This window comes from Rhodococcus sp. OK302 (genome assembly GCF_002245895.1).
Taxonomy (GTDB): domain Bacteria; phylum Actinomycetota; class Actinomycetes; order Mycobacteriales; family Mycobacteriaceae; genus Rhodococcus_F.
Map to the genome: position 1 here is coordinate 1,519,362 of NZ_NPJZ01000001.1, position 25,336 is coordinate 1,544,697.

Here is a 25,336-nt window from a genome sequence, read left to right on the forward strand (position 1 = left end):
AAAAAATCCCCGCACATCGAAAAGATGTGCGGGGATTTTCTTACGCAAATGCGTCAGTGTCCGCCGTTGTCGGCGAGACGCTTGATCGAAGCCTCGACCTCGGCCTTTGCCTCGGCTGCGCCAACCCAGTCAGCGCCGGTGACGTGCTTGTTCGGCTCCAAGTCCTTGTAGTGGACGAAGAAATGCTTGATCGCGTCCAGTTCGAACTGCGAAATGTCGCTGAGATCCTGAATGTGATCCCAACGGGGGTCGCCTGCCGGAACGCACAGGACCTTGTCGTCTCCGCCGGCCTCGTCGACCATCTTGAACATGGCGACGGGGCGAGCCTCGACGATTACGCCGGGGTAGACGGACTCGGGCAGAAGAACCATGGCGTCCAGAGGATCGCCGTCCTCGCCGAGGGTGTTCTCGATGTATCCGTAGTCAGCCGGGTAGCCGAAAGCGGTGTAGAGGTAACGGTCCAGCTTTACGCGGCCAGTCTCGTGGTCGACCTCGTACTTGTTGCGCTGACCCTTGGGGATCTCGATGGTGACGTCGAACTCCACGCCGATTCCTCGCTGTCGTGTCGGTAATGATTCGTCGGAAGGATATCGGGTCAAGGATAAGGTTGGCTGACCACCCAGCAAGGCGAGTACAGACGGAGGGGCGTTGTCGGGCCAGGGAAAGAAAAAGATGGGCTCGTTGGAAGAGCATCGACGACGCACAGTTCGCGTACTTCTTGCGGTGTGCGTCGTTGCCGTGGTGGCTATCGCAGCGGTGCTGGCGGTGGCACTCGGATCCGCTGAGGAACCCACTCAGAACGCGATAGCGACGACGTCGCCGCAGCCGACGCCGGTAACTCCGTCGCCGCAGGTGGTGCCCGTTCCGACGGATGCGCCGATGCCGTCGGAAGCAGGAATTGCCGCGGCTATCGGTCTGGCTGTAGCGAACCCGGATCTGGGGAAGTTCTCCGGTGTCGTCGCTGACGCATTGACCGGGAAGGTGCTGTGGAGCGTCGACCCGTCGACGCCCATGACACCGGCATCCACGACCAAAATTCTCACCGCAGGCGCGGCGCTGTTGAAGTTGCCGCTCGATCACCGGGTGTCGACAACGGTTGTTGCCGGTTCGGTACCGGGACAGGTGGTGCTGGTCGGTGGGGGTGACCCGACACTGACCGCCACGCCCAAAGGCCAGAGCGGGTACTACGCCAATGCAGCGCACATTGCCGACCTGGTCGATCAGATCAAGGCGTCGGGAACAGCCGTGGACAGCGTCGTCGTGGACAGCAGCCTGTTCAAGGGCGAGACGATGGCCAAGGGATGGTTCGACGCCGACGTCGCTGCCGGATACATCACGCCTATCGAGTCCGTGATGATCGAGGGCGGTCGCTTCGACGGAACCAAGGACGAGTCGCCCCGCTCGGAAACTCCGGCATTGGATGCGGGCAAGGTTTTGGCCAAGGAGCTCGGTATCGACGAATCCAAGGTCAGCGCAGGAGTTGCACCGGCAGGCGCCAAGCCGATCGCGACCGTGCAATCCGCGCCGCTGAGTGACCGGTTGATGCAGATGATGGACCATTCCGACAACGTGCTCGCCGAGACCATCGGACGTGAGGTGGCGATTGCATCAGGCATCGAAGCCTCGTTCGCCGGTGCCGTCGACGCGACCGGCAAGACTCTGCAGGCAGCAGGATTCGGCTACACCGGTGTTTCGCTCTTCGATTCGAGCGGGTTGTCCGTCGACGATCTGATTCCTGCCGAAGTTCTCGATCGTGTGATGACGGCCGCCGCAGGTGACGGGGATCCGAAACTTCGCCCGCTGCTCGACTACCTGCCCGTTGCCGGTGGAACGGGCAGTTTGTCCGATCGATACGCGTCGGGCAACAGAACGGGCGCAGGTTGGGTGCGCGCCAAGACGGGAACTCTGTCGACCGCGAGCGCGTTGTCAGGTTTTGTAGTCGATCAAAACGGCCGAGTGCTCACCTTCGCGCTCATGTCGAACGATCGACCACCTGAAGTGAGTCGTCCAGCTCTGGACGCCATCGCTGGAGCATTGAGGAATTGCGGGTGCCAATAGTGGCCGACAAGACTCCTGACGAAGAATCGACAACCCTGGGTGGGGCAGTCGATTGGAGTCTCGCTGCGAAGGCCGGCATTAAGTTTGCTCCCAGCGGTCCCGCGATGTCGAGGTACACATTCGAAACGGCCACGGCCGAACTGGCCGACGCGTCGGAACGCGCTGAGTTGCCGGTGCGTGAAGTCACCGGCCTAGCCGACGGCCTCCCCGTCCCCGCCGCTGATGTCCTCGATCGCGCCGGCTGGATTACCGCAGCATCGCGGTCCATGGCGAACCTCACCGGAGCAGATCCGGACGGCAACGGAACCTTTCTGGTGGGCAAGCCTGCAGGTCTGCAGGCCGGCGCGATGCTCGCCTACCTGTCGTCGGCGATTCTCGGGCAGTACGACCCGTTTACCGGCGAGCACGGAACGCTGCTGCTCGTCACTCCCAACATCGTGTCCGTCGAACGTTCGCTGCGACTGAACCCGAGTGACTTCCGGCTCTGGGTTTGCCTGCACGAAGTAACTCATCGCGTGCAGTTCTCGTCGTCACCGTGGTTGGCGGATTACATGAAGGAATCCGTCGAAACCTTGAGTGCGACGGTCGACGAGTCGATGACGGACGTCGTCGGGCGTCTCGCTGCGGAACTACGGTCCAGAAAAGACCCGGCCGCTGCAGACGACTCCACCCCCGGCGGAATCATCGGGCTGCTGCGAGCATCGCAAGCAGAGCCGCAACGCGACGCTCTCGACCGCATGCTGATTCTCGGAACGCTCCTCGAAGGCCACGCCGATCACGTGATGGATGCCGTCGGACCCGCGGTGGTGCCGTCGGTGACCACGATTCGTGCTGCCTTCGACAAGCGTCGGCAGCGCAAGTCCAACCCGATGCAGCGCATCATCAAGATGCTTCTCGGCATGGACGCCAAGATGGCGCAGTACGTCCGCGGTAAGGCCTTTGTCGACGCCGTCGTCCTCAAGGTCGGGATGGAGCAGTTCAACACCATCTGGACGGGGCCGGACACCTTGCCGTTGCTCGACGAGATCGACAACCCCGACGCGTGGGTGAAGCGAGTGCTCGGCTAGATGTTGCTGCCTGAAACTGCGGCGCTGCTGGAATTGAGGCTGGCGGTGCGGGCGTGGCTGCGGTTGTACGGGCCGAGCGGTGGAGCGGAGCGAGCGGGAATGTCGCCGGCTGTTGTCGTGGCGTTGTCGGGTGGAGCCGATTCGCTTGCTCTGACGGCGGCTGCCGTGGCCGAGGCGGAGTCGGTTGACGCGTTGATCGTCGACCACCGCCTGCAGGAGGGTTCGGGCGATGTCGCTCGTGTTGCCGCAGATCAGGCCCTGGCATTGGGAGTCCGATCAGTTCACGTGCTGGCAGTTGACGTGGACCGCAGTGGAAGCCTCGAGGCGGCAGCCCGTGATGCGCGCTACCGGGCCCTGGACGGTGCCAGGGGAGACTTGCCGGTCCTTCTCGGGCACACTCTCGACGATCAGGCAGAAACGGTTCTCCTCGGGCTTGCCCGGGGATCCGGTGGCCGTTCCATTCAGGGAATGCAGGCCTTCGACGATCCGTGGGGCCGCCCACTGCTCGGTGTGCGACGGTCGGTAACCCGAGCAGCGTGCGTCGACCTGTCGATCACGCCCTGGGAAGACCCACACAACACCAACGACGAGTTCACTCGCGTCCGGTTGCGGCATGAGGCCCTGCCACTTCTCGAAGAGATCCTCGGAGGCGGCGTTGCCGAGGCATTGGCTCGCACCGCAGTGCAATTGCGTGAGGACGGAGAGGTCCTCGACGAACGTGCCGCGACTGTTCGTGGGCGCGTTGTTGTCGACGAGGGAGTGGAAGTCGCCACACTCGCGGATTCGGCGAGCGCGATCCGCCGACGCGTCATTCGGAGCTGGCTACATGAACGCGGCGCAAAAGCATTGACGGACAAGCAGTTACGTGCCGTCGACGCGCTGGTTACCGATTGGCGTGGGCAGGGTGGTGTCGCGATCGGCGGCGGAACCCCGGAGGCGAGGTTGGTGGTGGTCCGTCGACGTGGCAGGCTGATCGTTGGATTCGAAGACCGACGAAGGGTTTGACGCGTGTACGAGGGTGACATCGCATCGGTATTGATCTCGGAAGACCAGATTCGCCAGCGAACGGCAGAACTGGCTGAGGAGATTGCCAAGCGCTACCCGGTCGGTGCACCCGAGGGTGACCTGCTGTTGATCGGTGTCCTCAAGGGCGCTGTTTTCTTCATGACGGACTTCGCGCGAGCCCTGCCGATTCCGTCGCAGATGGAATTCATGGCCGTCAGCTCCTACGGTTCCTCGACCTCCTCTTCGGGCGTTGTGCGCATCCTCAAGGACCTCGACAAGGACATCGCCGGCCGCCACGTGCTGATCGTCGAGGACATCATCGACTCCGGTCTCACACTCTCGTGGTTGATGCGCAACCTCAAGACTCGCAACCCCGCTTCGCTCGAGGTTGTCACGCTGCTCCGCAAGCCTGACGCCGTGAAGATCGACGTCGACGTTCGTGACGTCGGGTTCGACATTCCCAACGAATTTGTTGTCGGATACGGCCTCGATTACGCCGAGCGTTACCGCGATCTGCCGTACATCGGTCTGCTCGATCCCGAGGTTTACGGCGGCTGAGGCCGCTCACTCGTTAACACCTTCGCCTCGGGGGGCGATTTTCTCGGTGCCTGCGCTCGATTGGGCAGGCACCGAGAACAAATGTGGAGGTAGTAGACCTGATGGGTCTCATGGATGGTTTGATCGGCAACGCTGGAAAGATCGATCCAGCGGCAGCACATCAGGAGTACGCGCGTCTGCTCGGAAACGGTGAGCAGATTCATGCGGCGTATCAGCTGGTCCGCGACGCATTCCTGTTCACCAATCGTCGTCTGCTGTTCGTCGACAAACAGGGGTTGACGGGCAGGAAAATCGAGTATCGCAGCGTGCCGTACCGCTCGATTACGCAGTTTGCCGTCGAGACGGCGGGAACCTTCGATCTTGATGCTGAGCTCAAGATCTGGATCTCGGGAAGCGCGACGCCCATCCAGAAGCAGTTCACCAAGCAGGTCGACATCTACGAAGTCCAGGCAATTCTGTCGCATTTCGTCGTGTCCTGACTCTCGGCCGAGATCGCGGGACAGTTAGCCGCCATGCCTTCGCAACCCCAGCAAACGTGTTTTGCTCACACAAAACGGTGCTGAGCCATAGCTCGGGAACCTGACGGGCACGGTCGTCGTTGGGATAAGTGACGAGCATTTGAGCGAGCTGCTTGGCTGCTGACGGGCACAGACGGGACCGACCACGGTAACCTGCAGGTGTCGGTTGACAGCCGGCGGCGACCGGCAGACCCGCACTCCCGAAAGGACCGGCCACATCGGCCGACCTGTATGAACCGTAAGACTGTGTTCCGTAACGTGCTACTCGTAGCCGTAGTGCTGTTGGTGATTTACGCCTTCAGCTACTTCGGCAATGACACCCGTGGCTTCAAGACCGTCGATACGTCGGTCGCGATCTCCCAACTCGACGCCAAAAACGTCAAGTCTGCGCAGATCGACGACCGTGAGCAGGTTGTTCGCCTGTGGCTCAAGGACGGCAACGACGCTACCGATGGCCAGACGCAGATTCTCGCGAAGTTCCCTGAGAGTGCGTCGCAGGAGATCTTCACCGACATCCAGAAAGCAGAGCTCGAGAAGTTCAACACCACCGTCACCACCCAAAGTTGGGTGACGTCGATTCTCCTGTTCGTGCTGCCGATGGTCATCCTGTTCGGCATCTTCTTCTTCGTCATGAACCGCATGCAGGGCGGCGGTGGCCGCGGCGGTGTGATGGGCTTCGGTAAATCGAAGGCCAAGCAGCTGAACAAGGACATGCCCAAGACCACGTTCGCCGACGTCGCCGGTGCGGACGAAGCTGTCGAAGAGCTGTACGAGATCAAGGACTTCTTGCAGAACCCGGCCCGCTACCAGGCCTTGGGCGCAAAAATCCCGCGTGGTGTCCTGCTGTACGGACCTCCCGGTACCGGAAAGACGCTGCTCGCTCGCGCTGTCGCAGGCGAAGCCGGCGTTCCGTTCTTCACCATCTCCGGTTCCGATTTTGTCGAGATGTTTGTCGGCGTCGGCGCTTCGCGTGTTCGCGACATGTTCGAGCAGGCCAAGCAGAACAGTCCCTGCATCATCTTCGTCGACGAGATCGACGCAGTCGGCCGTCAGCGTGGCGCAGGACTCGGCGGCGGACACGACGAGCGCGAGCAGACCCTCAACCAGTTGCTCGTCGAGATGGACGGCTTCGGTGACCGCACCGGCGTCATCCTGATCGCTGCAACCAACCGTCCCGACATCCTCGATCCGGCTCTGCTGCGTCCAGGCCGTTTCGACCGTCAGATCCCCGTCGGTGCTCCGGACCTCGCCGGCCGTCGCGCAATCTTGCGAGTCCATTCGCAGGGTAAGCCGATCGACCCCAACGCTGACCTCGAAGGTCTCGCGAAGAGGACCGTCGGTATGTCCGGCGCCGACCTCGCCAACGTCATCAACGAAGCTGCGCTGCTCACGGCCCGCGAGAACGGCACGGTCATCACGGAAGCCTCACTCGAGGAATCCGTCGACCGCGTTGTCGGTGGACCGCGTCGTAAGAGCCGCATCATCAGTGAGCACGAACGAAAGATCACCGCCTACCACGAGGGTGGACACACTCTCGCGGCGTGGGCGATGCCCGATATCGAGCCCATCTACAAGGTCACCATCCTCGCTCGCGGCCGCACCGGCGGTCACGCAATGACGGTGCCCGAGGACGACAAGGGCTTGATGACGCGATCCGAGATGATCGCTCGTCTGGTCATGGCAATGGGTGGACGCGCTGCCGAGGAACTGGTGTTCCACGAGCCCACCACCGGCGCTTCTTCGGATATCGACATGGCTACCAAGATCGCTCGCGCGATGGTCACCGAATACGGCATGAGTGCCAAGCTCGGTGCAGTCCGCTACGGCCAGGAGGGCGGCGATCCGTTCCTCGGCCGTTCGATGGGCGTGCAGTCGGACTACTCGCACGAGATCGCTCGCGAAATCGACGAGGAGGTGCGCAACCTCATCGAGGCCGCGCACACCGAAGCCTGGGCAATCCTGAGTGAGTACCGTGACGCACTCGACCTCATTGCTACTGAACTGCTCGAACGTGAAACGTTGACGCGCAAGGACCTCGAGAAGATTCTTGTCGGCGTCGAAAAGCGTCCGCGCATCACGGCTTTCAATGATTTCGGTGGCCGTACGCCTTCGGATCGTCCGCCGGTCAAGACACCTCGTGAATTGGCAATCGAGCGCGGAGAAACGTGGCCGGAGCCCGTCCCGGCACCCGTACTGGTTAAGGCCGGTGCGTCTGCTGTTGTGAACGGTGGACCTTCCAATGGTTACGTGCAGCCCAACGCTCCTCAGCAGTCCGCTCCTCAGCAGTCCGCGCCCCAGCAGCCCACACCGCAGCCGGGTACGCCCGACTACGGTGCGCCTGCCGGTTGGTCTGCTCCGGGCTGGCCGCCGCGTGAAAACCCGACTCAGGCTTACCCCGGCCAGCAGTCCGGCGGATATCAGGGTGCTCCCAACCCGGGACAGAACCCCGGTGCGCAGCCCGCTCCCGGTCAGTACGGTCAGCCGCAGAGTCACCCGGGTGAGCAGGCATATCCCGAGCAGCAGCAATATCCCAGTCAGCAGCAGCTCAACCAGCAGCAGTACCCCAACCAGCAGCAGTACCCCGGCCCGCAGCAGCACGCGGGACAGCAGTATCAGGGACAGCCGCCGGCTCAGCCGAACTACCCGGTGCAGTATCCGAACGGTGGCCCGTTCGCTGATCCGAACCGCGGTAATTCCGGTGTCGAAAGCACTGGGCAGTGGCAGGCGCCGGAACCTGAGCAGAACGCCACTTCGGGAGACGAAGGTCCGAGCACGATGCGCTGGGACGGACCGGACGGATCTCGTTGATCACTCGCCGTTAGGCTCGTACGGCGGGGCAATGAAATAACTTTTCGAGGAGCGTTCGGTTGTCGGTGAATGATGTGGCCAGTGATCTGGTGTCGCTTGGAACAGGGCGCCAGTTCGATCAGGCCCGGGCAGAAGCAGCAGTTCGTGAATTGCTGATCGCGGTGGGCGAAGATCCCGACCGTCAAGGTCTGATCGATACCCCGGCCCGTGTGGCACGGTCGTACCGGGAGATCTTTGCCGGGCTGTACACCGAGCCGGATGAGGCGCTCAACACGACGTTCGACGAAGGCCATCAGGAATTGGTGCTGGTGCGGGACATTCCGATGTTCTCCACCTGCGAGCACCACCTGGTGTCCTTCCACGGGGTCGCCCACGTCGGCTACATTCCGGGTAAATCCGGAAAGGTCACGGGTCTGTCCAAGCTTGCTCGCGTGGTCGATCTGTATGCCAAGCGGCCGCAGGTGCAGGAACGTCTGACCAGCCAGATCGCCGACGCTCTGATGCGCAAGCTCGATCCTCGCGGTGCGATTGTCGTCATCGAGGCCGAGCACTTGTGCATGGCAATGCGTGGCATTCGCAAGCCCGGAGCGAGCACAACGACGTCGGCGGTTCGTGGGCTCCTTCAGTCCAGTGCTGCTTCGCGTTCCGAGGCTCTGGACCTCATACTTCGTAAGTGATTGACGTGAACTCAGCGGGAGTAACCCCGGCCCGGACGCTGGTGATGGGAGTTCTCAACGTCACTGCGGATTCGTTTTCGGACGGTGGTCGTTTCCTCGATCGCGATGCGGCTGTTTCACGTGGACTCGAACTTCAAGCTATCGGTGTCGACATTGTCGATATCGGCGGCGAATCGACCAGGCCGGGTGCAATTCGAGTCGATTCGGAACTCGAAGTGGCTCGCGTCGTGCCGGTCATCGAAGAACTTGTAGCCGCCGGGATCCGTTGCAGCGTCGATACGATGCGGGCGTCGGTTGCCGCTGCCGCAATCGAAGCCGGTGCAGCGATTGTCAACGACGTATCCGGTGGTCGCGCTGATTCCGATATGGCAGCAGTGGTCGCTGACGCCGGTGTCCCGTGGATTCTGATGCATTGGCGTTCGGCGAGTGATTACGTGCACGGCGGTGGCGCCGATCATTACGACGACGTCGTTCGAGATGTGCGCGAAGAACTGATGACGCAGGTTGACTGCGCGTTGAAAGTCGGTGTCGATCCGTCCGCGATCATTCTTGATCCGGGTCTGGGTTTCGCGAAGAACGCCGACCACAACTGGGCGTTGCTGCATGCACTGCCCGAGTTCAATGCCTTGGGTTTTCCCGTACTGGTGGGCGCGTCACGTAAACGTTTCCTCGGGTCCCTGCTCAGCGATTCCGATGGAACCCCGAGGCCACCGGCAGGTCGCGAAACCGCGACGGCTGTTGTTTCAGCACTTGCTGCGCGCGACGGCGCGTGGGGCGTTCGTGTGCACGACGCGCAGGCGTCGCTCGATGCCGTTGCGGTTGTCGCAGCCTGGTCCCGCGGACGAGAAAGGGCCTGACATGGGTGATCGGATCGAGTTGCGAGGGCTGAAGGTTCGAGGCAACCACGGCGTCTTCGACCACGAAAAGCGTGATGGCCAAGACTTTTTCATCGACATCACCGTGTGGATGGATTTGGCTCCGGCAGCCGCGTCGGACAATCTCGAGCACACCCTGCATTACGGGGAGTTGGCCGAGGCCGCCGCTGCGATCGTCGGCGGTCCGTCGCGGGATCTCATCGAAACTGTTGCCGCTGAGATCGCAGACAACGTAATGACCGACGCGCGGGTGGAGAGCGTCGAGGTTGTCGTTCACAAGCCGTCGGCGCCCATTCCGTTGGTTTTTGCCGATGTTGCCGTCGTCGCGTATCGAACGAGGCAGAAATGACTCGGGCCGTTCTGTCGATCGGTTCCAACATAGGAGACAGCCTGGCTCACCTGCAGTCTGCGGTGGACGGACTCGGCGACGCTGTCGTGGCAGTGTCACGGGTCTATTCGACGGCCCCGTGGGGTGGCGTCGAGCAGCAGGATTTCCTCAACGCGGTGATCCTGGTCGACGATCCGAATGCCGGCAGCTACGACTGGCTTCTGCGGGCCCGGAAACTCGAAGAAGATGCTGATCGGGTTCGGGATCAACGCTGGGGGCCGCGCAGTCTGGACGTCGACGTCGTGGACTGTGAAGGGATTGTCAGTGCCGATCCGGAGTTGACCTTGCCGCACCCGCGCGCACATCAGCGGGCATTTGTTCTCATTCCCTGGCTCGACGTCGATCCGGGCGCGACGTTGGCGGTCGATGGTGCTGTGGTGTCGGCGGCGCAGATACTTCAGGGTCTTGATCAATCGGAGCGAGAGGGAGTACTCGCAACGGATTCGGTTCTCCTTCGGTGACTGAAGAGGATCAGGGGATGAAGCCGACAAAGATCAGTGAACTCCTGGTTTTGGCAGTGGTGGCGGCGGTCGCCACGTGGATTCTGATTCGTGTGTTCTACGGTTCGATGCCGCCGATTCCGGTGTACGCAGGTGCTTCGCTGTATTTGGCTGCCGGAGCCGAAGTTGTGATCGCGTTTGTCATTCGGTCCCGGATCAAAGAGCGACAGGTCGGCGACGGGTACCGACAGCTTCATCCGATCACCGCTGCTCGGATACTTGCACTCGCTAAAGCGTCCGTTTTGGTCGGTTCAGCTACCGCTGGTGTGTGGATTGGGGCGTTGGTGTATCTCATCCCACAACGATCGGTTTTGAGGGCCGCCGCCGCTGACACACCAGGGGCTTGGGTCGGGCTGGGTGCCGCAATTGCGCTGGTAGCGGCTGCTTTGTGGCTCGAACACTGCTGCCGGACGCCGGAAGATACACCTGACGAGCCAGCTCACTGAAGGCGTGGTGGGCGAATCGCGTAGATGAGGTCCGTGGCTCGCGCGTGCTTGACCAGTACCCTGGCAACCATGACGAATTCTGGTCGATCGAAGTCTGCGCGCCGTAGCAAGCGCAGCGCGAGCCAGATGATCGTTGCCGGTCTTCTTGCTCTCGCCGTCATCGCATCACTGTTCCTGATCTTCAGTAACAGTGTTCAACTCCTTCGCGTGGGACTGGTGGTGGCGCTCTGGGCAGCCACCCTGGGCGCGATCGCGATGACCAAATACCGTCGCGAATCAGCACTCGACAAAGCCAAGGTCGCAGATCTGCAGACCGTCTACGAGCTACAACTCGAGCGTGAGATCTCGGCGCGACGAGAATACGAATTGAGTGTCGAGGGCCGCGTCCGCCGCGAAGTCAGTGCCGACGCCGAAGAACTGTCCGCTCTGCGAGCGGAACTAGTGGCGCTGCGACGCAATCTCGAAGCGCTCTTCGACGGTGGTCTGCTTCCCGAGCGGCCAGCTCTGAAAGCTGATTCGACCCGCGTCGGAGAGCTTGGCGGAGGTCCGTATCGGGCTTATCAGCCGGCCGCATCGGGTCTGTATGTACCCGGAGCCGGGCAAAATGCCACCGGATCGCCGAGTCCTCAAGTGGGTGGCCTCGCCTCGCCGAGCCCTCAGGTGGGGGGCCTCGCTTCGCCCAACGACGGTCCGGTCACAGCCGAGACCACAGTCGTGTTCGCCGAAACTTCGTGGCGTGAGTCCTTTGCGAAAAACCCGGGATCGAAAACTGTTCCGGTGAAAGGTAATTCGCAGAAGGCTCAGCGTGTTCACGATGCCGAGGTATTCGAAGACCGCGCCCCGTCGGCACCAAAACTTGCCGTACCTGTTGTCGAAGAGTCCGTTGTCGAAGAAGTTGTCGTCGAAGAAGTGGTGGTCGAAGAGGCCGCTGGTGTCCAAGAATCTGCCGTGGATGCGCCGGACGCCCCAGTCACAGAGGCGGAATCCGAATCCTCGGACGAGCCGCGTCGTCGACGTCGTGCTGTTCCGGAAGACGCGGACAGCGGTGCGCATTCCAATGGGCTGACGGTTGCCGAGATCATGGCGAATCTCAGTTCCGCGAATTCAGGAGAAGGCTCGGGGCGTCGTCGGCGTCGTGAGGAGTGAGGCTGACAGCCGCGAGGACTGAGTCCTAGATCACCCGCTCGTCCATAGCGTCGCATGTCTCGCGGAGGATATTCTCTCGGATAGAACGTCTGGTACCCGCCGAGCGGGACTGGAACGAACGAGAGGAATCCGGTGACTTCCTTCGGGATCACTAATGGACCTGTGCCTGCGCGATTGACAGTTGGAATTGTCTCGGCAGGTCGGGTCGGAACTGCTGTAGGTGCCGCGCTGGAGCGTGCCGGACATATCGTCGGCGCTTGTTCCGCGGTGTCCGCAGCTTCAGTTGCACGGGCGGCCAAGCGTCTTCCCGAGTCCGAAATCCTTCCGGCCGCCGATGTTGCTGCACGCTCCGAACTGCTGATCCTTGCTGTTCCGGATGATCAGTTGGCGGACTTGGTCAAGGGCCTGGCAGCGACGCAGTCGGTAAAGCCCGGCACCCTTGTTGCTCATACTTCCGGGGCCAACGGCATCGCCATCTTGGCGCCGCTGACGGACCTGGGCGCCCTTCCGCTGGCCATTCATCCGGCGATGACGTTCACCGGCCACGACGAGGACACCGCACGGTTGTCGTCGGCATGTTTCGGAATCACGGCCGCAGACGACATCGGATATGCGATCGCGCAGTCGCTCGTTCTGGAAATCGGTGGCGAGCCGGTACGCGTTCGCGAAGAGAACCGCGCGCTCTATCACGCTGCGCTGGCGCACGGCAGTAATCACCTGGTCACGCTGGTGGTGGATGCCGTCGAGGCTCTGCGCGCATCGTTGGAGGGTGACGAGCTGCTCGGTCAGCAACTGATCGACGGTGATCCGGGTGGCGTCGCCGAACGAGTTTTGCAGCCACTCCTTTCTGCTGCTTTGGACAACGCGTTGCGACGCGGCCCTTCGGCCCTGACCGGGCCGGTGGCTCGCGGTGATACCGAGGCCGTTGCGACACATTTACGAGTACTGACGGATCTCGACCCGGAGCTTGCAGCCGGATATCGGGCGATGTCTTTGCGATCGGCCCAGCGGGTGGGCGCCCCCACCACATTGTTCGACATCTTGACTGAAACAGGAGGTGACCGTCGTGAGTGATTTGCAGGGCGGATACAAGCGCGGCGAACTGACAGTGCACCACGATGCGGACAAGCTTCGGCGGGTCTCGCGGGCATTGCGTGGCGTCGGACGCCAGGTGGCATTGGTGCCGACGATGGGTGCGCTTCATGCCGGGCACATCGAGCTGGTTCGTCAGGCAAAGCTCACGGGCGCCGTTGTGATCGTGTCGATCTTCGTCAACCCGCTGCAGTTCGGCACCGGCGAGGATCTGGACGCGTACCCGCGCACTCTTGACGCCGATCTGGAACTGCTTCGCGCCGAGGGCGTCGAGTTGGTGTTCGCACCGACAGTCAAGACGATGTACCCGCGTGGCCAGCGCACCACGATCCTGCCGGGGCCGTTGGGCAGCGAACTCGAAGGCGGCGCACGTCCGACGCACTTTGCGGGCATGTTGACGGTGGTGGCGAAGCTGCTGCAGATCGCTGCTCCCAATCACGCGTACTTCGGCGAGAAGGATTACCAGCAGCTGACGCTGATCCGTCAGATGGTGTGGGATCTCAACTTCGACGTGCAGATCATCGGGGTTCCGACGGTCCGTGAGTTCGACGGTTTGGCTTTGTCCTCGCGTAACCGCTACCTCGACGAGGGTCAGCGCACGGCTGCTGTTGCATTGTCGGCGGCCCTGATTGCCGGCGCACATGCCGCAGCGGGCGGAGCCGAAGGAATTCTCGAGACCGCACGCGCTGTGCTGGCTGCGGTTCCCGAGATCGAGGTGGATTACCTCGAGGTTCGCGGCGTTGATCTCGGACCCGCTCCGGAGCGCGGCGACGGCCGTTTGTTGGTGGCCGCCAAGCTCGGTACGACGCGTCTGATCGACAACGTGGGTGTTGCTGTGGGAACAGGATTCCTCGAGCGCGACACCGATCCTTCCGCTGACGCTGTAGACGACCTGCTCGCTCACTGATCGCTTTTTACGAGAAGAGGCCCGGAAATGTTTCGCACAATGATGAAGTCGAAGATCCACCGCGCCACGGTGACGCACGCCGACCTGCATTACGTCGGCTCGGTCACCGTCGATCAGGATCTGATGGATGCTGCTGATCTGCTCGAAGGTGAGCAGGTGTGCATCGTCGACATCGACAACGGCGCCCGGCTCGAGACTTATGTCATTGCGGGCGAGCGTGGCACGGGTGTCATCGGAATTAACGGTGCGGCAGCGCATTTGGTCAAGCCTGGCGATCTGGTCATCCTTATCGCATATGGCGTGATGAACGAGCAGGAAGTCAAGGAATATCAGCCGCGCGTGGTGTTCGTCGACGCTGACAACAAGCAGATCGAACTCGGCAGTGATCCGGCACATGCGCCGGAAGGCTCCGGTTTGATCACGCCGCGCATGCTGTCGACTTTGGATGCTTCGCGCGAATCCAGCCTGGTGTAGCGGTGCTGCTCACGGTCGATGTGCGGAACACCAACATCGTTCTCGGCCTGTTCACCGGGGTCGGTGAGTATTCGAAGCTGGTGCAGGACTGGCGAATGCGTACCGACCCGCGGATGACAGCTGACGAGTTGGCGTTGACGTTCCGGGGGCTGCTGGGTCAGCACGTCGATCAAATCACCGGAGTTGCTGCGCTGTCGACTGTTCCGTCGGTGTTGCGTGAGATTCGGGTGATGCTCGAACGCTACTGGGGGCATGTTCCGCATGTGGTGGTCGAGCCCGGGGTCCGTACCGGGGTGCCGCTCCTGGTGGACAACCCCAAAGAGGTCGGTGCCGACCGGATCGTGAACAGTCTTGCCGCGCACTATCTTTACGAGAGTGCGTGCATCGTCGTCGATTTCGGTACCTCGACGTGTATCGACGTCGTTTCGGCCAAGGGGGAGTTCCTCGGCGGTTGTATCGCGCCCGGGCTCGAAATCTCGACCGATGCCTTGGCGTCGCAGTCTGCCGCGCTGCGCAAGGTCGAGTTGGTCCGTCCGCGTTCGGTGGTCGGAAAGAACACGGTGGAGTGCATGCAGTCCGGGGCCGTGTTCGGGTTTGCCGGACTGGTCGACGGGTTGGTGCGCCGTGTCCGCGAGGAGTTGCCGGAGTTCAGTGGCCCCGATGTGGCCGTCATAGCTACCGGAGACAGTGCGCCCCTGATCATTCCGGAATCCTCCACCATCGAACATCTCGAACGTGATCTCACTCTGGAAGGGCTGAGGTTGGTGTTCGAACGCAATCAGGCACGTCGTGGATCGGGTCGTCGGCCGGTCGAGTGACGAAGTAGATTCGGTTCACCTGTTTCGCGATTGCAGAAGTTGTGCCACAATGGTCAACGTGAATCGTTGCATGAGTGCTCAGGAGTGTTGTCGAGGCTGACCGCTGCCTTGACCAATTCACATCTCCTTGGAGCTAGCTCGTGCTATCCACATATTCTGCAGATCTCTCTGTTTTAGTCCCTACTCTTGCATCTGACGGCGGCGTTTCCGCAGGTCGCAGTGCTAATCGTGGCTCTTCCGGACGTCGCCGCACCGGGGCTTCGTTGCCGACGCGGTTGCGTACCGCTGACCTCCTTCGCCTCACTGACGAGGGTGCCAACGGTGTTCTCGACGGACGTTTCGACCACCTCATTCCCGAGGCGTTTTCCACCACGGAGCGCTGGGCAACTCGCCTGCATTCCGACGACGACGTCGATGTCTGGCTCATCAGTTGGGTGCCGGAACGCAACACCGAATTGCATGACCATGCAGGATCTTTCGGTGCGCTCACGGTGCTCAGTGGTTCGCTCACCGAATATCGTTGGGCTGGTGAAGAATTGCTGGAGCGTCAACTCGACGCCGGCGATCAGGCGGCCTTTCAACTCGGGTGGGTACACGACGTCGTACGGACGCCGGAGGCATCCAGTGAGCCAATCGAAATCAGTGCTGATTCACCAACTTTGAGTGTTCATGCCTACTCTCCGCCGTTGACGGCAATGTCCTTCTACGAAGTGACGGATCACCGCACACTTCGCCGCACCCGTACCGAGCTGACCGACCAGCCCGAAGGAGCCTGAAAATGACTATCGACCAAATGCTTGACGACGCCCGCACTCAGATCGATCGCATGTACATTTTCCAGCTCACCGAGGCATTCCACCGCGGGGCGATCTTTGTCGATATTCGCCCGCAGGCTCAGCGCGCCATTGAAGGAACCCTTCCCGGCGCTCTCGCCATCGAGCGCAATGTCCTCGAATGGCGTCTCGATCCCAGCAGCAGCGCGCACCTCGCTCTGGCCACCGACCACGACGTCGAGTGGGTCATCGTCTGCTCCGAGGGATACACCTCGAGCCTGGCAGCTGCGTCGTTGCAGCAGCTCGGCCTGCGAAACGCTACCGATCTCGCGGGCGGATACAAGGCCATCAAGGCCGCCGGACTACTCGGTGCGCTCAGCGGTGTGCGTCATTGCACCCGTGAGTTGGCGGCGGTCGCAGCTCACTAGTCCCGCTTCGCGGAACGATCTCGGACTCATGCCGTGATGGCGGGTGAATGCCGTCGTCAGCGCAAAGGGACTGGAGTAGCCCACTTCTCGTGCGATGGACGACACCGTCCGGCTCGGGTCGGCGAGTAGATTCGCGGCAACGGAGAGTCGCCATTGCGTCAGATACCCAACTGGTCCGATGCCCAATTGTGCGGTGAATCGGCGCGCGAAAGCGGCACGGGAACAGCCGGTTTCATGGGCCAAGCTTTCGACGGTCCACCGGTGTTCCGGTCGGTTGTGCATGAGCCGCAAGGCATGACCGATGACGGGATCTTCGTACGCTGTGATCCACTGTGGTGCATGATCCGGATGCTTGGTGAACCACGTTCGGACGGTTGAAATCAGAACCAAGTCGAGGAGACGATCAAGCAAGACTTCCTGTCCGGGTCCGTCGGCGGATATCTGTTGTCCCAGAAGCGTTGTCATCGACTCTGTTTCGGTACTTCGTCGTACGACCGCGACAGGAGCAAGACTGTCGAGAATCTGCCGACTGACGTAGCTGTCCAAACGGTATGTGCCCGTGAGCATGACGGTCTGGCCGTTCGTCGAGTTGCCCCAGGTGCGAATGCCGAGAACCGACATGTCCTCGAGTGGTGAACCGTCGACCGCTGTGCAGTTCTGCATTTCGTCGATGATGACGTGAATCGGGGTGTCGGGATGGTCGGCGACCGTGTAAGAGTCGGGTCCGCGCAGAAGTGCGACGTCTCCGGTTGCAAGGTTCTCGGTCTGGCCGGTATCGGAGATGACGACGGCACTGCCGTGGAGGACAGCCAGCACCGTGACTGGCGCGTGGTCTTCGATGCGAAGTGACCAGGGCGGATCAAGAAGCGAACGCAGCAGAAATGCTCCCTCTGCTCGCGATCCCGACAGCATCATCGACAGTGCATCCATAATTTCACGGTAGACGCAGGCGTATGTTTTTGCGACTTTCAGCTATGGATCGTATTGCTTTGGCGCGGTCGAATGAGTACATGACTACAACACCTGGCATTCAATCGGCGGTAGTGATCGGTGGTACCGGAAAGACCGGTAAGCGCGTTGCTCAGAGGTTGGCGGCGGCGGGAGTGGAAACCCGAATCACATCCAGAACATCCGGGACGATTTTCGACTGGAATGACCGCGATACGTGGCGAGCGGCGGTGACCGGCGTCGACGGTGCATATGTGACGTACGCACCCGATCTGGCGGTGCCCGAATCGAGTGCCGATGTTCAAGAATTTGCGGACATTGCACAACGTAGTGGTGTTCGCCGGATCGTTCTCCTGTCGGGCCGCGGTGAACCGGCCGCGCAGAAAGCTGAGCAGACTCTTTCCGTGAGCGGCTTGGCTTGGGCAGTGGTGCAGGCAAGTTGGTTCGCTCAGAACTTCAGTGAGGGTTATCTGCTCGAACCGATTCAGACAAGGCATCTGGCACTTCCGGTCGGCGGGGTGGGGGAGCCGTTCATCGATGTCGACGATCTTGCCGATGTAGCGGTAGCCGCGTTGACGCGTGCGGATCTCGTCGGCCGAGTTCTCGAGGTGACAGGCCCGCGGACACTGACGTTCGCTGAGGCTGTGGATGCGATTTCGGTGGCGTCGGGACGCCTGGTGTCTTTCGAAACAATTGAACTGCAACAGTTTTCCGAAGGAATGAAGGAGGAAGGTGTCCCCGATGACGTTGTCGGCCTCCTGGCGTACCTGTTCTCCGAGGTTCTCGACGGACGCAACGAATATGCGACGGGCGTCGTCGAGGACGTGTTGAGAAGGCCGGCTCGGGATTTCAGCGTCTTTGCTGCTGAGGCTGCGCGAACGGGGGTCTGGTCGTGAAGAAAGAGGAAGTCATGTTGGAAGTCCTGATCGGGTTGACCGCTTTCGGCGCGTTACTGGCCGGTGGCGCATTGTTCGCATTTTCGTCTTTCGTGATGCCGGCTCTGCGATCGGTGGATGCGCACTCCGCAATCACGTCGATGCAGGCGATGAATGTCGAAGCGCCGCGTAGCGCGTTGATGCTGCCTCTGGTGGGATCGGCAGTCATGGCGATCGCTGCAGCAGTCTGGGCATCGATATCGAGACCGGAAGGCTGGGTTCTTGCCCTCGTCGGATGCGTCGGCGTTCTCGCTGCGTTTGCCGTGACCGTGATCTACCACGTCCCCCGCAACGACGCATTTGCATCGGTCGGGACTGCCGACGAAGCATCCTGGATTGCTTACGCGGCCGGCTGGACGATGTGGAATCACGTTCGCGTCGGCCTCTACCTGGCGTCGGGAATCGTGCTCGCCGTCTCAGCAGTACTACCAGCGATACGCACGGTGGACGCGGCCCAGTAGTCTTGTACCCCGTGAGTGATGTAGAAGCGCAGCCAGTCGACGACACCCCCGAGCAGCTCCGGATCCGACGCGAAAAGCGTGAGCGAATCCTGGCGCAAGGGCAGGAGGCGTACCCGGTCTCCGTGGATCGCACCCACACCTTGGCGCAGATCCGCGCCGAGTACCCGGAACTCGAGCCTGACACCGCTACCGGCGTGATTGTCGGCGTCGTCGGCCGCGTCATCTTCATGCGCAATACCGGCAAGCTGTGCTTCGCCACCCTGCAGGAGGGCGACGGTACCCAACTGCAGGCCATGATCAGCCTCGCCGGCGTCGGCGAAGACGCATTGGCTGCCTGGAAGTCCGACATCGACCTCGGCGACTTCGTCTTCATTCACGGCGAGATCATCAGCTCCCGCCGCGGTGAGCTCAGTGTGATGGCCGACGCGTGGCAGATCGCCTCCAAGGCGCTGCGTCCCCTGCCGGTCGCGCACAAGGAGATGAGCGAAGAGTCTCGCGTGCGTCAGCGCTACGCGGATCTGATCATTCGCCCCGAAGCTCGCGACAACGCACGCAAGCGCGTCGCGGTGGTTCGCGCACTGCGCAATGCGCTCGAAGATCGGGGTTTCCTCGAGGTCGAGACGCCGATGCTGCAGACGTTGCATGGCGGCGCTGCGGCGCGTCCGTTCGTCACACATTCCAATGCACTCGATATCGACCTGTACCTGCGTATCGCGCCGGAACTTTTCCTCAAGCGTTGTGTTGTCGGCGGTATCGAGAAGGTCTTCGAGATCAACCGCAACTTCCGCAACGAGGGCGTCGACTCCACTCACTCGCCCGAGTTCGCGATGCTCGAGACGTACGAGGCTTACGGGACTTACGACGATTCCGCGAAGATGATCCGCGAACTCGTTCAGGAAGTCGCGCAGGCAGCATTCGGTACCCAGGTCCTCACACTTGCCGACGGTTCCGAATACGACGTCAGTGGCGAGTGGCAGGTTCTCGAGATGTACCCGTCGCTGTCGGCGGCCATCGGTACCGAGGTCACCCCGGATACGACGGTCGACGAACTTCTTGCCTTGGCGGAGAAGGTCGGCCTCGAGGTTCCCAAGGACAAGGGCTACGGCCACGGAAAGCTCGTTGAAGAACTGTGGGAGCACCAGTGCGGCGATCAGCTGTACATGCCGACGTTCGTGCGCGACTTCCCCGTGGAAACATCACCGTTGACGCGTGATCACCGCAGCAAGAAGGGTGTCACGGAGAAGTGGGACCTCTATATTCGCGGTTTCGAGTTGGCCACCGGCTACTCGGAGTTGGTTGACCCGGTCATCCAGCGTGAACGTTTTGTCGATCAGGCGAGACTCGCGTCGGCCGGTGACGACGAGGCCATGGTCCTGGACGAGGAATTCCTCGCAGCCATGGAGCAGGGTATGCCGCCCACCACCGGAACCGGCATGGGCATCGATCGCCTGCTGATGGCCCTCACCGGCCTCGGTATTCGTGAGACGATTCTGTTCCCGATCGTGCGGCCGTCAGCTCGCTAGATCTGTACTCGATGAGGGTTCGGCTGCACATGTTGCGGCCGAACCCTTTTCAGATTGGTCGCTCCCACGGAATTCGGTACGGGTCGTAGTACTCGTCAACGACGGGCTTCGGTGGCGCCGGATACCAGATGACGCGTGGTGACTGCTTCAACTCGATAACTTCGATCGGCAGAACCTTCACCCGCGATTCGATTTGGTCCCAACGACATTCGCCATTGGCCACTCGCTCGGCGTACTGCCGAAGCTCCGGTGATGCCCCTTCTTTCGCTGCCAGCGCATCCATCAGTTCGTCAGTCACATCGGTTCTGGGATCCCAGTCTCCGTTGGAAACCCGATCCAATCTTATTGCGGCCGTATCTACTTGCGCTGCGGCATTCATGATTTTGTTGTAGATGCTGCGCAATTCGGGCGGGACATCGCTACTCATACGGCATCAGCCCAGGGATCTTTTCCGGAACCTGGCGAGTAGCCGGATTTCGGAACATTCATCGGGCCTTCGGCATCGGCAGTGCGAGTCACCGCGAGCGTCAGTTCCGTCCTCTTCTTTGCAGTGTCCATCTTTGCGACAACGGGGGCCAGTACCTTTTCGGACAGTTCGCTGAGTGCGCCGGACGGCGAGGTGACGAGGTCAAGATATTCACGCAAAGCGTCTACTAGGGTGCGGATGTCCTCAACGATCTCACGGATTTTTCCGGCGGTTGCAAGGATTCCGATACTGAGATCGGCACTTGTGGCAACCGGGGCGATCATGGGAATTTTACTGAGAAACATTTTGACTGCGGCGGTAACGCCATCGATTGTCACCAATTCTTCGAGCTTGTTCTTCAAAAATCTCAGCGCCGTTTCGATCCCTCGTTTGATCATGTCCGAAATGACGTAAAGAACTTCCTTGGATACATTGCCGACGGGGCCCTCCCAGACCATCGCGGCCGTCAGTTTGCGTGAGTAATCTTGAAATTCGACGCTGGCCATGCCATCCCAGGATTCGTCGACGCGTTTCGTGCCTTGCTCGAGGTTCTTGCCGCACTTCTCGATCCCGTCGCCGGAAGTCTTGTAGCGTCGCCAATTCGCTTGAGTTCGTTCCAGTTTCCGCTGAGCGGTTTGATCAGGTGCTCGAGCGGGCTCCAATTTGTCAGAACTTTGATCCCGTTGTCGACGTCCCCTACCCATCCAGCTGCGTCGGCAATGACTCTGCGGATATCGTCGGTCGCGGACTGGGGCGAGGGAAAGTCGACGGGGTTTGCCGGTTTGTACTCGGCCGGACTTTCGTAGGGCAACGCAGCCCCGGGGATAGGATTTTCGGAATTGTAAGGAGATGTGTCCACAATCGACATTGCACTATGAGCGTTCAGTGCGTCGTAGTTACGGTTCTCTTGATCGTGGTACATCCACGCTGCTCGATTGAGATTAAATCCGGTCGTGCCACAGTCCGAGGCTAGGTTGGCGTAGCGGCGGTACGTGACATCGGTATACGCCTGGAGTGGAGTTGCGAGCAGTCGCATCAACTCTCCGTCAAAATCTCCGAACGGAGGGGTGTGGTGCAGCACTAAACGACAGCCGACACCAGCGTCCTCGCCGATGTGGGTAGCAAGATTTGACAGTCCGGCAATCTCAGTCGAGTTAACGGTCAATGTTTTGCCCATAGTTGGTGCCCGCCTTCCCTAGTCTTCCGATTTACGGATCGTTGAGATGATGCTGCTAATTGTGTTCTGGTCGAGTGAGTCTGAAAGTCCTTGGTCTGCTTGAATTAGGAAAATCATGACTTCGGCGGTGGCATAGCCAGGCGTGGCAATGATGTCGAATGTTGCGGAGGGCGGATCACACCCGTCCTCTGGGGGATATTGGTGGCGTGAGGTTCACCCCGGATGGTGGACACCGAGATAGCGGGACTAAAGGTTCCGCTGGGAGGATGTCCTCATGTCCCGCAAGCGCAGGTCGTTCACGACCGAGTACAAGGTCGAAGCCGCCCGCCGGGTGATCGATACCGGCCGCACCATCGCCGAGGTCGCCCGCGACCTCGGGTTAAGCGAGAATCTGCTCGGGCGGTGGGTCGCCGACGAACGACGACGCATCGATGCTGCTGCAACGTCCGGAGATCAACCGTTGACCGCCGCGGAACGTACCGAACTGGCACGACTGCGCAAGCAGGTCTCCGAGCAGGAGAAAGACATAGCGTTCCTGAAAAAAGCGTCCGCGTACTTCGCGGCGCATCAACAAAAGTAGAGCTCTACACGTTGATCGCTGCGGAGTGCGCGAACTTCGCGATCCACCGGATGGCGCGACTCCTCAATGTCTCGACCTCCGGTTTCTACAAACACCAAGAACGCAGTGTCCGAACACGATTGGGTGAACGGCAACAGCGGCGCGCGGACCTGGAAGTGAAGATCCTCGACATCCACAGAGAATCGAAAGGTGTGTACGGGTCCCCGCGGATCACCGCCGAACTTCACGACGGCGGGGAGATTATTACCGAGAAGACCGTCGCGAAGATCATGCGGTCACTCGGCATCGTCGGAATCAGCCCGCGCACGTTCAAAATCCGTACCACCGTCGCCGACCCGTTTGCTTCCTTTCCGGACGACCTGGTGCAACGACGGTTCGATCAGGGCCGCGTCGACGCCGTGTGGACTTCCGACATCACGTACCTGACCTGCGGTGAAGGTGACATGTACCTGTGCGCAATCAAGGACGAGCACTCGAAGAAGGTTCTGGGATGGTCGGTGGCCGATCACATGCGGACCGAACTGGTCATCGAAGCCTTGGACATGGCGGTAGCAGCTCGCGGCGGGGATGTCGCCGGCACAATCATGCACTCGGACAGAGGAAGTCAATATACGGCCGACATCATGAAGCAGGCGTGCGAACGGTACGGGCTGCGCCGTTCGATGGGAGCTACCGGAATATGCTGGGACAACGCCGGCGCGGAGAGTCTGTGGTCCACGTTCAAGCACGAGTACTACTACCGACACGCTTTCGCCTATGCATCGGAATTAGTTGCTGCAGTTGACAACTGGATGCACATCTACAACACTCGCCGTAGGCACTCCACGATCGGGATGCTCAGCCCCACGAACTACGAAAAGTCACTGACCGCGACCTTGATGGTCGCGTGACCACTGTCCACTTTTCGGGGTGAACCTCAGCGGTTGCGGTGTATCGGACAGCGGGGCGTCCGGAGATGGTGAAGTGCGTTGCGTCGCTGTAGGTGATGATCGCGGGAGCGCCGTTTTTGTCGGCGAAGATTGTGTCGGCCTTGTGGACCCATTCTTGTGCGGCGGTGTCGATGTCGACGCCGTTTCGCCCAGTTGCCCCGGTCATCGCGAGAGTGCTGCCGTCTGATTCGGCGCAAAAGTTGTACTTGTATTGACCAATCGCGCCGAAGAGAATTGTGTCTTTGTACGTGGTCCAACCGGATGCGGCGGTTGCCATGTTTCGCCAATCGGGTGGGATGTCGTAGGTGAGGCCGAATTTGGTGGCAATGGGTTGAGGTTGGCCGGGTTCGACCGCAATCTTGGTTGGTGGGCGATCCATCGACGGAAAGCCGGGTGGTAGTGGAAGTGGAGGTGTTGTCGGCGTCGCGCTCAGGTATGTGCTTGGCGCTAAGGCGGATTCGAGTGTTTCCGGGCTGGGAACGTCGTCGATACGTGAGTTTCCGATGTGGCCCATGATGAAGACGAACGCGTAGAGTCCGACGATGGCGCCTCCGATGTTGAGTATCGCCCGGTAGAGATCTCTTTTAGAGTTGTTGTCTGCCACATTTCCCCCGTTCGCACATCACCCCCTGATGTGTCCGCACAAACTCTATCGGTTTGAGGTCGAAGTAGTTGTGTGTGGTGGCCTGCCGTTCCGTCGGACGGATGGTGGAGATGACTTGATCGACCGTGGAACGGTCTAGGGCGCTCGGCAGGCCTTGGTAGGACTCGATTACGAAAACCAATACTTCGGCGGTGGCATAGCCGGGCGTGGTCAGGACATCGAATGTTGCTGACGGAGGGTCGCATTCGTGATCTGGCGGGATGTTGGTGGCGGTTGCGGTGTAGTGGATGGCGGGGCGGCCGGAGATGGTGAAGTGGGTGGGTTCGTTGTAGATGATGCTGGCGGTATTGCCGTTCTTATCGGCGAAGATTGCGTCGGCTTGTGGACCCATTCTTGTGCGGCGGTATCTATGTCGACACCATTGCGTCCGGGTGCGCCGGTCATCGCTAGTGTGCTGCCTTTGATATCCGCGCAGTAGTTGTATCCGTATTGTCCGATGGCACCTACCGTGATTGGTTCGTCTTTGGTGTTCCATCCAGCGACAGATCGAGCGATATTTCGCCAACCTGGTGGAATGTCGTAGGTGAGGCCGAATTTGGTGGTAATGGGTTGGGGTTGGCCGGGTTCGACGTGAATCACCGGTGGAGGTTGGCTCATCGACGGGAATCCTGGTGGTAGTGGAAGTGGAGGTGTTGTCGGCATCAAGCTCGCGTATGTTCCTGGTGCTAAGGCTGATTCGAGTGTTTCAGGGCTGGGGACATCGTCGATGCGTGAGTTTCCGATGTGGCCCGTGATGAAGACGAAGGCGTAGAGTCCGACGATGGCGCCTCCGATGTTGAGTATCGCCCGGTAGAGATACTTTTCTTGCGTCGTTGTCTGCCATATTTCCCCTGTTCGCGCATCACCCCCTGATGTGCCCGCACGAATTCTGTCGGCTAGAGGTCGCCGAGTTCGTTCGAACAACATCCTTGCAAAGTTCTCGAGGCGCCGATGGTTGAATCACTGCTCATTCCGGCGCGATGGTTTCAACATGCTCGGTCGAGCGGACTCGGTGAGGTATCGAACGCACCTCGATGAGCGGCGGCCAAAATATGTTTCTCAGTGAAACGCGGACAATTGGGTCGGAACAGGATCCTGCATAAAGCAGACAGGACGTTCGTCCAAGTGTTAACGTC

At 60.7% G+C, this 25,336-nt stretch carries 29 protein-coding genes; 23 read left to right on the forward strand and 6 right to left on the reverse strand.

Translation table 11 applies throughout. From position 1 onward, the window contains the following. Window positions 1–53: 53 nt before the first annotated feature. On the reverse strand, window positions 54–545 hold the full coding sequence (locus tag BDB13_RS06875; RefSeq protein WP_094270983.1) for an inorganic diphosphatase: 492 nt from the start codon (window positions 543–545) through the stop codon (window positions 54–56). Between the two features lie 127 nt (window positions 546–672). Here BDB13_RS06875 and dacB point away from each other — a divergent pair, with 127 nt between their 5' ends. The 18 genes from dacB (at window position 673) to BDB13_RS06965 (ending at window position 16,538) form a co-directional block, all read left to right on the forward strand. Next, a complete protein-coding gene (dacB, locus tag BDB13_RS06880) occupies window positions 673–2,058 on the forward strand; it encodes a D-alanyl-D-alanine carboxypeptidase/D-alanyl-D-alanine endopeptidase (protein ID WP_176459537.1) in 1,386 nt (461 codons plus the stop codon). Continuing rightward, window positions 2,058–3,125 carry a zinc-dependent metalloprotease gene (locus BDB13_RS06885; RefSeq protein WP_094270985.1) on the forward strand — a complete coding sequence of 356 codons (1,068 nt, stop codon included), beginning with the start codon at window positions 2,058–2,060 and terminating at the stop codon, window positions 3,123–3,125. Before dacB ends, BDB13_RS06885 begins: the two co-directional genes overlap by 1 nt. After that, window positions 3,126–4,130, forward strand: a complete 1,005-nt coding sequence (gene tilS, locus BDB13_RS06890) for a tRNA lysidine(34) synthetase TilS (RefSeq protein ID WP_094270986.1) — start codon at window positions 3,126–3,128, stop codon at window positions 4,128–4,130. It begins immediately after the preceding gene. 3 nt (window positions 4,131–4,133) lie between these two features. After that, on the forward strand, window positions 4,134–4,688 hold the full coding sequence (hpt, locus tag BDB13_RS06895; RefSeq protein ID WP_094270987.1) for a hypoxanthine phosphoribosyltransferase: 555 nt from the start codon (window positions 4,134–4,136) through the stop codon (window positions 4,686–4,688). Between the two features lie 101 nt (window positions 4,689–4,789). Continuing rightward, complete coding sequence (locus tag BDB13_RS06900) at window positions 4,790–5,167, forward strand: PH domain-containing protein (RefSeq protein ID WP_094274731.1); 378 nt, start codon at window positions 4,790–4,792, stop codon at window positions 5,165–5,167. Between the two features lie 270 nt (window positions 5,168–5,437). Then, entirely contained in the window at window positions 5,438–8,014 is a 2,577-nt protein-coding gene (gene ftsH, locus BDB13_RS06905; RefSeq protein WP_094270988.1) for an ATP-dependent zinc metalloprotease FtsH, read from the forward strand. 59 nt (window positions 8,015–8,073) lie between these two features. Further along, window positions 8,074–8,691 (forward strand): GTP cyclohydrolase I FolE, encoded by a 618-nt coding sequence (folE, locus tag BDB13_RS06910; RefSeq protein ID WP_094270989.1) that lies wholly within the window; start codon window positions 8,074–8,076, stop codon window positions 8,689–8,691. Window positions 8,692–8,735: 44 nt separating this feature from the next. Beyond that, a complete protein-coding gene (folP, locus tag BDB13_RS06915; RefSeq protein ID WP_094274732.1) occupies window positions 8,736–9,548 on the forward strand; it encodes a dihydropteroate synthase in 813 nt (270 codons plus the stop codon). Between the two features lies 1 nt (window position 9,549). Further along, complete coding sequence (gene folB / locus BDB13_RS06920; RefSeq protein ID WP_094270990.1) at window positions 9,550–9,915, forward strand: dihydroneopterin aldolase; 366 nt, start codon at window positions 9,550–9,552, stop codon at window positions 9,913–9,915. Continuing rightward, a complete protein-coding gene (folK, locus tag BDB13_RS06925) occupies window positions 9,912–10,415 on the forward strand; it encodes a 2-amino-4-hydroxy-6-hydroxymethyldihydropteridine diphosphokinase (RefSeq protein ID WP_094270991.1) in 504 nt (167 codons plus the stop codon). Before folB ends, folK begins: the two co-directional genes overlap by 4 nt. A 17-nt stretch (window positions 10,416–10,432) precedes the next feature. Continuing rightward, complete coding sequence (locus BDB13_RS06930; protein WP_094274733.1) at window positions 10,433–10,900, forward strand: DUF3180 domain-containing protein; 468 nt, start codon at window positions 10,433–10,435, stop codon at window positions 10,898–10,900. Between the two features lie 69 nt (window positions 10,901–10,969). After that, a complete protein-coding gene (locus BDB13_RS06935; RefSeq protein ID WP_217902118.1) occupies window positions 10,970–12,046 on the forward strand; it encodes a DUF6779 domain-containing protein in 1,077 nt (358 codons plus the stop codon). A gap of 132 nt (window positions 12,047–12,178) precedes the next feature. Continuing rightward, window positions 12,179–13,120 carry a Rossmann-like and DUF2520 domain-containing protein gene (locus BDB13_RS06940; RefSeq protein ID WP_094270993.1) on the forward strand — a complete coding sequence of 314 codons (942 nt, stop codon included), beginning with the start codon at window positions 12,179–12,181 and terminating at the stop codon, window positions 13,118–13,120. Next, window positions 13,113–14,045, forward strand: coding sequence for a pantoate--beta-alanine ligase (gene panC, locus BDB13_RS06945; RefSeq protein ID WP_176459538.1), 933 nt, complete (start codon window positions 13,113–13,115; stop codon window positions 14,043–14,045). Before BDB13_RS06940 ends, panC begins: the two co-directional genes overlap by 8 nt. A 27-nt stretch (window positions 14,046–14,072) precedes the next feature. Beyond that, window positions 14,073–14,519, forward strand: a complete 447-nt coding sequence (gene panD / locus BDB13_RS06950; protein ID WP_094270995.1) for an aspartate 1-decarboxylase — start codon at window positions 14,073–14,075, stop codon at window positions 14,517–14,519. Window positions 14,520–14,521: 2 nt separating this feature from the next. Further along, complete coding sequence (locus BDB13_RS06955; RefSeq protein WP_094270996.1) at window positions 14,522–15,337, forward strand: type III pantothenate kinase; 816 nt, start codon at window positions 14,522–14,524, stop codon at window positions 15,335–15,337. A gap of 263 nt (window positions 15,338–15,600) precedes the next feature. Beyond that, the gene (locus BDB13_RS06960) at window positions 15,601–16,113 is read left to right on the forward strand and encodes a cysteine dioxygenase (RefSeq protein ID WP_094270997.1); all 513 of its coding nucleotides are present in this window, start codon (window positions 15,601–15,603) and stop codon (window positions 16,111–16,113) included. A gap of 2 nt (window positions 16,114–16,115) precedes the next feature. Further along, on the forward strand, window positions 16,116–16,538 hold the full coding sequence (locus BDB13_RS06965) for a rhodanese-like domain-containing protein (RefSeq protein ID WP_094270998.1): 423 nt from the start codon (window positions 16,116–16,118) through the stop codon (window positions 16,536–16,538). Here BDB13_RS06965 and BDB13_RS06970 read toward each other — a convergent pair. Then, entirely contained in the window at window positions 16,473–17,468 is a 996-nt protein-coding gene (locus BDB13_RS06970; RefSeq protein ID WP_094270999.1) for an AraC family transcriptional regulator, read from the reverse strand. The two genes, BDB13_RS06965 and BDB13_RS06970, sit on opposite strands and share 66 nt — an antisense overlap. Before the next feature lie 80 nt (window positions 17,469–17,548). Here BDB13_RS06970 and BDB13_RS06975 point away from each other — a divergent pair, with 80 nt between their 5' ends. Genes BDB13_RS06975 through lysS form a run of 3 tightly spaced genes read left to right on the forward strand, consistent with a single transcriptional unit; the run spans window position 17,549 to window position 20,405 of the window. Further along, window positions 17,549–18,382 (forward strand): NAD(P)H-binding protein, encoded by an 834-nt coding sequence (locus tag BDB13_RS06975; protein WP_094274734.1) that lies wholly within the window; start codon window positions 17,549–17,551, stop codon window positions 18,380–18,382. A gap of 14 nt (window positions 18,383–18,396) precedes the next feature. After that, window positions 18,397–18,882 (forward strand): anthrone oxygenase family protein, encoded by a 486-nt coding sequence (locus tag BDB13_RS06980; protein WP_206041589.1) that lies wholly within the window; start codon window positions 18,397–18,399, stop codon window positions 18,880–18,882. Between the two features lie 11 nt (window positions 18,883–18,893). Further along, on the forward strand, window positions 18,894–20,405 hold the full coding sequence (gene lysS / locus BDB13_RS06985; protein WP_094274735.1) for a lysine--tRNA ligase: 1,512 nt from the start codon (window positions 18,894–18,896) through the stop codon (window positions 20,403–20,405). A 49-nt stretch (window positions 20,406–20,454) separates the two neighbouring features. Here lysS and BDB13_RS06990 read toward each other — a convergent pair whose 3' ends face one another. Both BDB13_RS06990 and BDB13_RS06995 read right to left on the reverse strand, forming a co-directional pair. Beyond that, window positions 20,455–20,832 (reverse strand): hypothetical protein, encoded by a 378-nt coding sequence (locus BDB13_RS06990; RefSeq protein ID WP_094271001.1) that lies wholly within the window; start codon window positions 20,830–20,832, stop codon window positions 20,455–20,457. After that, a complete protein-coding gene (locus BDB13_RS06995; protein ID WP_141210620.1) occupies window positions 20,829–21,533 on the reverse strand; it encodes a hypothetical protein in 705 nt (234 codons plus the stop codon). The genes BDB13_RS06990 and BDB13_RS06995 overlap by 4 nt, the downstream gene beginning before the upstream one ends. Before the next feature lie 789 nt (window positions 21,534–22,322). Between BDB13_RS06995 and BDB13_RS32835 the strand changes: the two genes are divergently transcribed. Together BDB13_RS32835 and BDB13_RS07010 are read left to right on the forward strand one after the other, a co-directional pair. Then, window positions 22,323–22,628 (forward strand): transposase, encoded by a 306-nt coding sequence (locus BDB13_RS32835; RefSeq protein ID WP_094271004.1) that lies wholly within the window; start codon window positions 22,323–22,325, stop codon window positions 22,626–22,628. 11 nt (window positions 22,629–22,639) lie between these two features. After that, on the forward strand, window positions 22,640–23,518 hold the full coding sequence (locus BDB13_RS07010; protein WP_176459483.1) for an IS3 family transposase: 879 nt from the start codon (window positions 22,640–22,642) through the stop codon (window positions 23,516–23,518). Here BDB13_RS07010 and BDB13_RS07015 read toward each other — a convergent pair. Both BDB13_RS07015 and BDB13_RS07020 read right to left on the reverse strand, forming a co-directional pair. Then, the gene (locus tag BDB13_RS07015; RefSeq protein ID WP_094271006.1) at window positions 23,466–24,161 is read right to left on the reverse strand and encodes a hypothetical protein; all 696 of its coding nucleotides are present in this window, start codon (window positions 24,159–24,161) and stop codon (window positions 23,466–23,468) included. The two genes, BDB13_RS07010 and BDB13_RS07015, sit on opposite strands and share 53 nt — an antisense overlap. Continuing rightward, complete coding sequence (locus BDB13_RS07020; RefSeq protein ID WP_094271007.1) at window positions 24,142–24,552, reverse strand: hypothetical protein; 411 nt, start codon at window positions 24,550–24,552, stop codon at window positions 24,142–24,144. The genes BDB13_RS07015 and BDB13_RS07020 overlap by 20 nt, the downstream gene beginning before the upstream one ends. Window positions 24,553–25,336: the final 784 nt, after the last annotated feature.

Bases quoted from the DNA above. Each gene is read 5' to 3' on its own strand.
- ftsH (WP_094270988.1), top strand. From the start codon at position 5,438: ATGAACCGTAAGACTGTGTTCCGTAACGTGCTACTCGTAGCCGTAGTG.
- BDB13_RS06975 (WP_094274734.1), top strand. From the start codon at position 17,549: ATGACTACAACACCTGGCATTCAATCGGCGGTAGTGATCGGTGGTACC.
- panD (WP_094270995.1), top strand. From the start codon at position 14,073: ATGTTTCGCACAATGATGAAGTCGAAGATCCACCGCGCCACGGTGACG.
- BDB13_RS06990 (WP_094271001.1), bottom strand. From the start codon at position 20,832: ATGAGTAGCGATGTCCCGCCCGAATTGCGCAGCATCTACAACAAAATC.
- BDB13_RS06900 (WP_094274731.1), top strand. From the start codon at position 4,790: ATGGGTCTCATGGATGGTTTGATCGGCAACGCTGGAAAGATCGATCCA.
- BDB13_RS06935 (WP_217902118.1), top strand. From the start codon at position 10,970: ATGACGAATTCTGGTCGATCGAAGTCTGCGCGCCGTAGCAAGCGCAGC.
- BDB13_RS06930 (WP_094274733.1), top strand. From the start codon at position 10,433: ATGAAGCCGACAAAGATCAGTGAACTCCTGGTTTTGGCAGTGGTGGCG.
- BDB13_RS06980 (WP_206041589.1), top strand. From the start codon at position 18,397: ATGTTGGAAGTCCTGATCGGGTTGACCGCTTTCGGCGCGTTACTGGCC.
- BDB13_RS06965 (WP_094270998.1), top strand. From the start codon at position 16,116: ATGACTATCGACCAAATGCTTGACGACGCCCGCACTCAGATCGATCGC.
- folP (WP_094274732.1), top strand. From the start codon at position 8,736: ATGGGAGTTCTCAACGTCACTGCGGATTCGTTTTCGGACGGTGGTCGT.
- dacB (WP_176459537.1), top strand. From the start codon at position 673: ATGGGCTCGTTGGAAGAGCATCGACGACGCACAGTTCGCGTACTTCTT.
- BDB13_RS06970 (WP_094270999.1), bottom strand. From the start codon at position 17,468: ATGGATGCACTGTCGATGATGCTGTCGGGATCGCGAGCAGAGGGAGCA.
- folK (WP_094270991.1), top strand. From the start codon at position 9,912: ATGACTCGGGCCGTTCTGTCGATCGGTTCCAACATAGGAGACAGCCTG.
- BDB13_RS32835 (WP_094271004.1), top strand. From the start codon at position 22,323: ATGTCCCGCAAGCGCAGGTCGTTCACGACCGAGTACAAGGTCGAAGCC.
- BDB13_RS07020 (WP_094271007.1), bottom strand. From the start codon at position 24,552: ATGGGTCCACAAGCCGACGCAATCTTCGCCGATAAGAACGGCAATACC.
- tilS (WP_094270986.1), top strand. From the start codon at position 3,126: ATGTTGCTGCCTGAAACTGCGGCGCTGCTGGAATTGAGGCTGGCGGTG.
- folB (WP_094270990.1), top strand. From the start codon at position 9,550: ATGGGTGATCGGATCGAGTTGCGAGGGCTGAAGGTTCGAGGCAACCAC.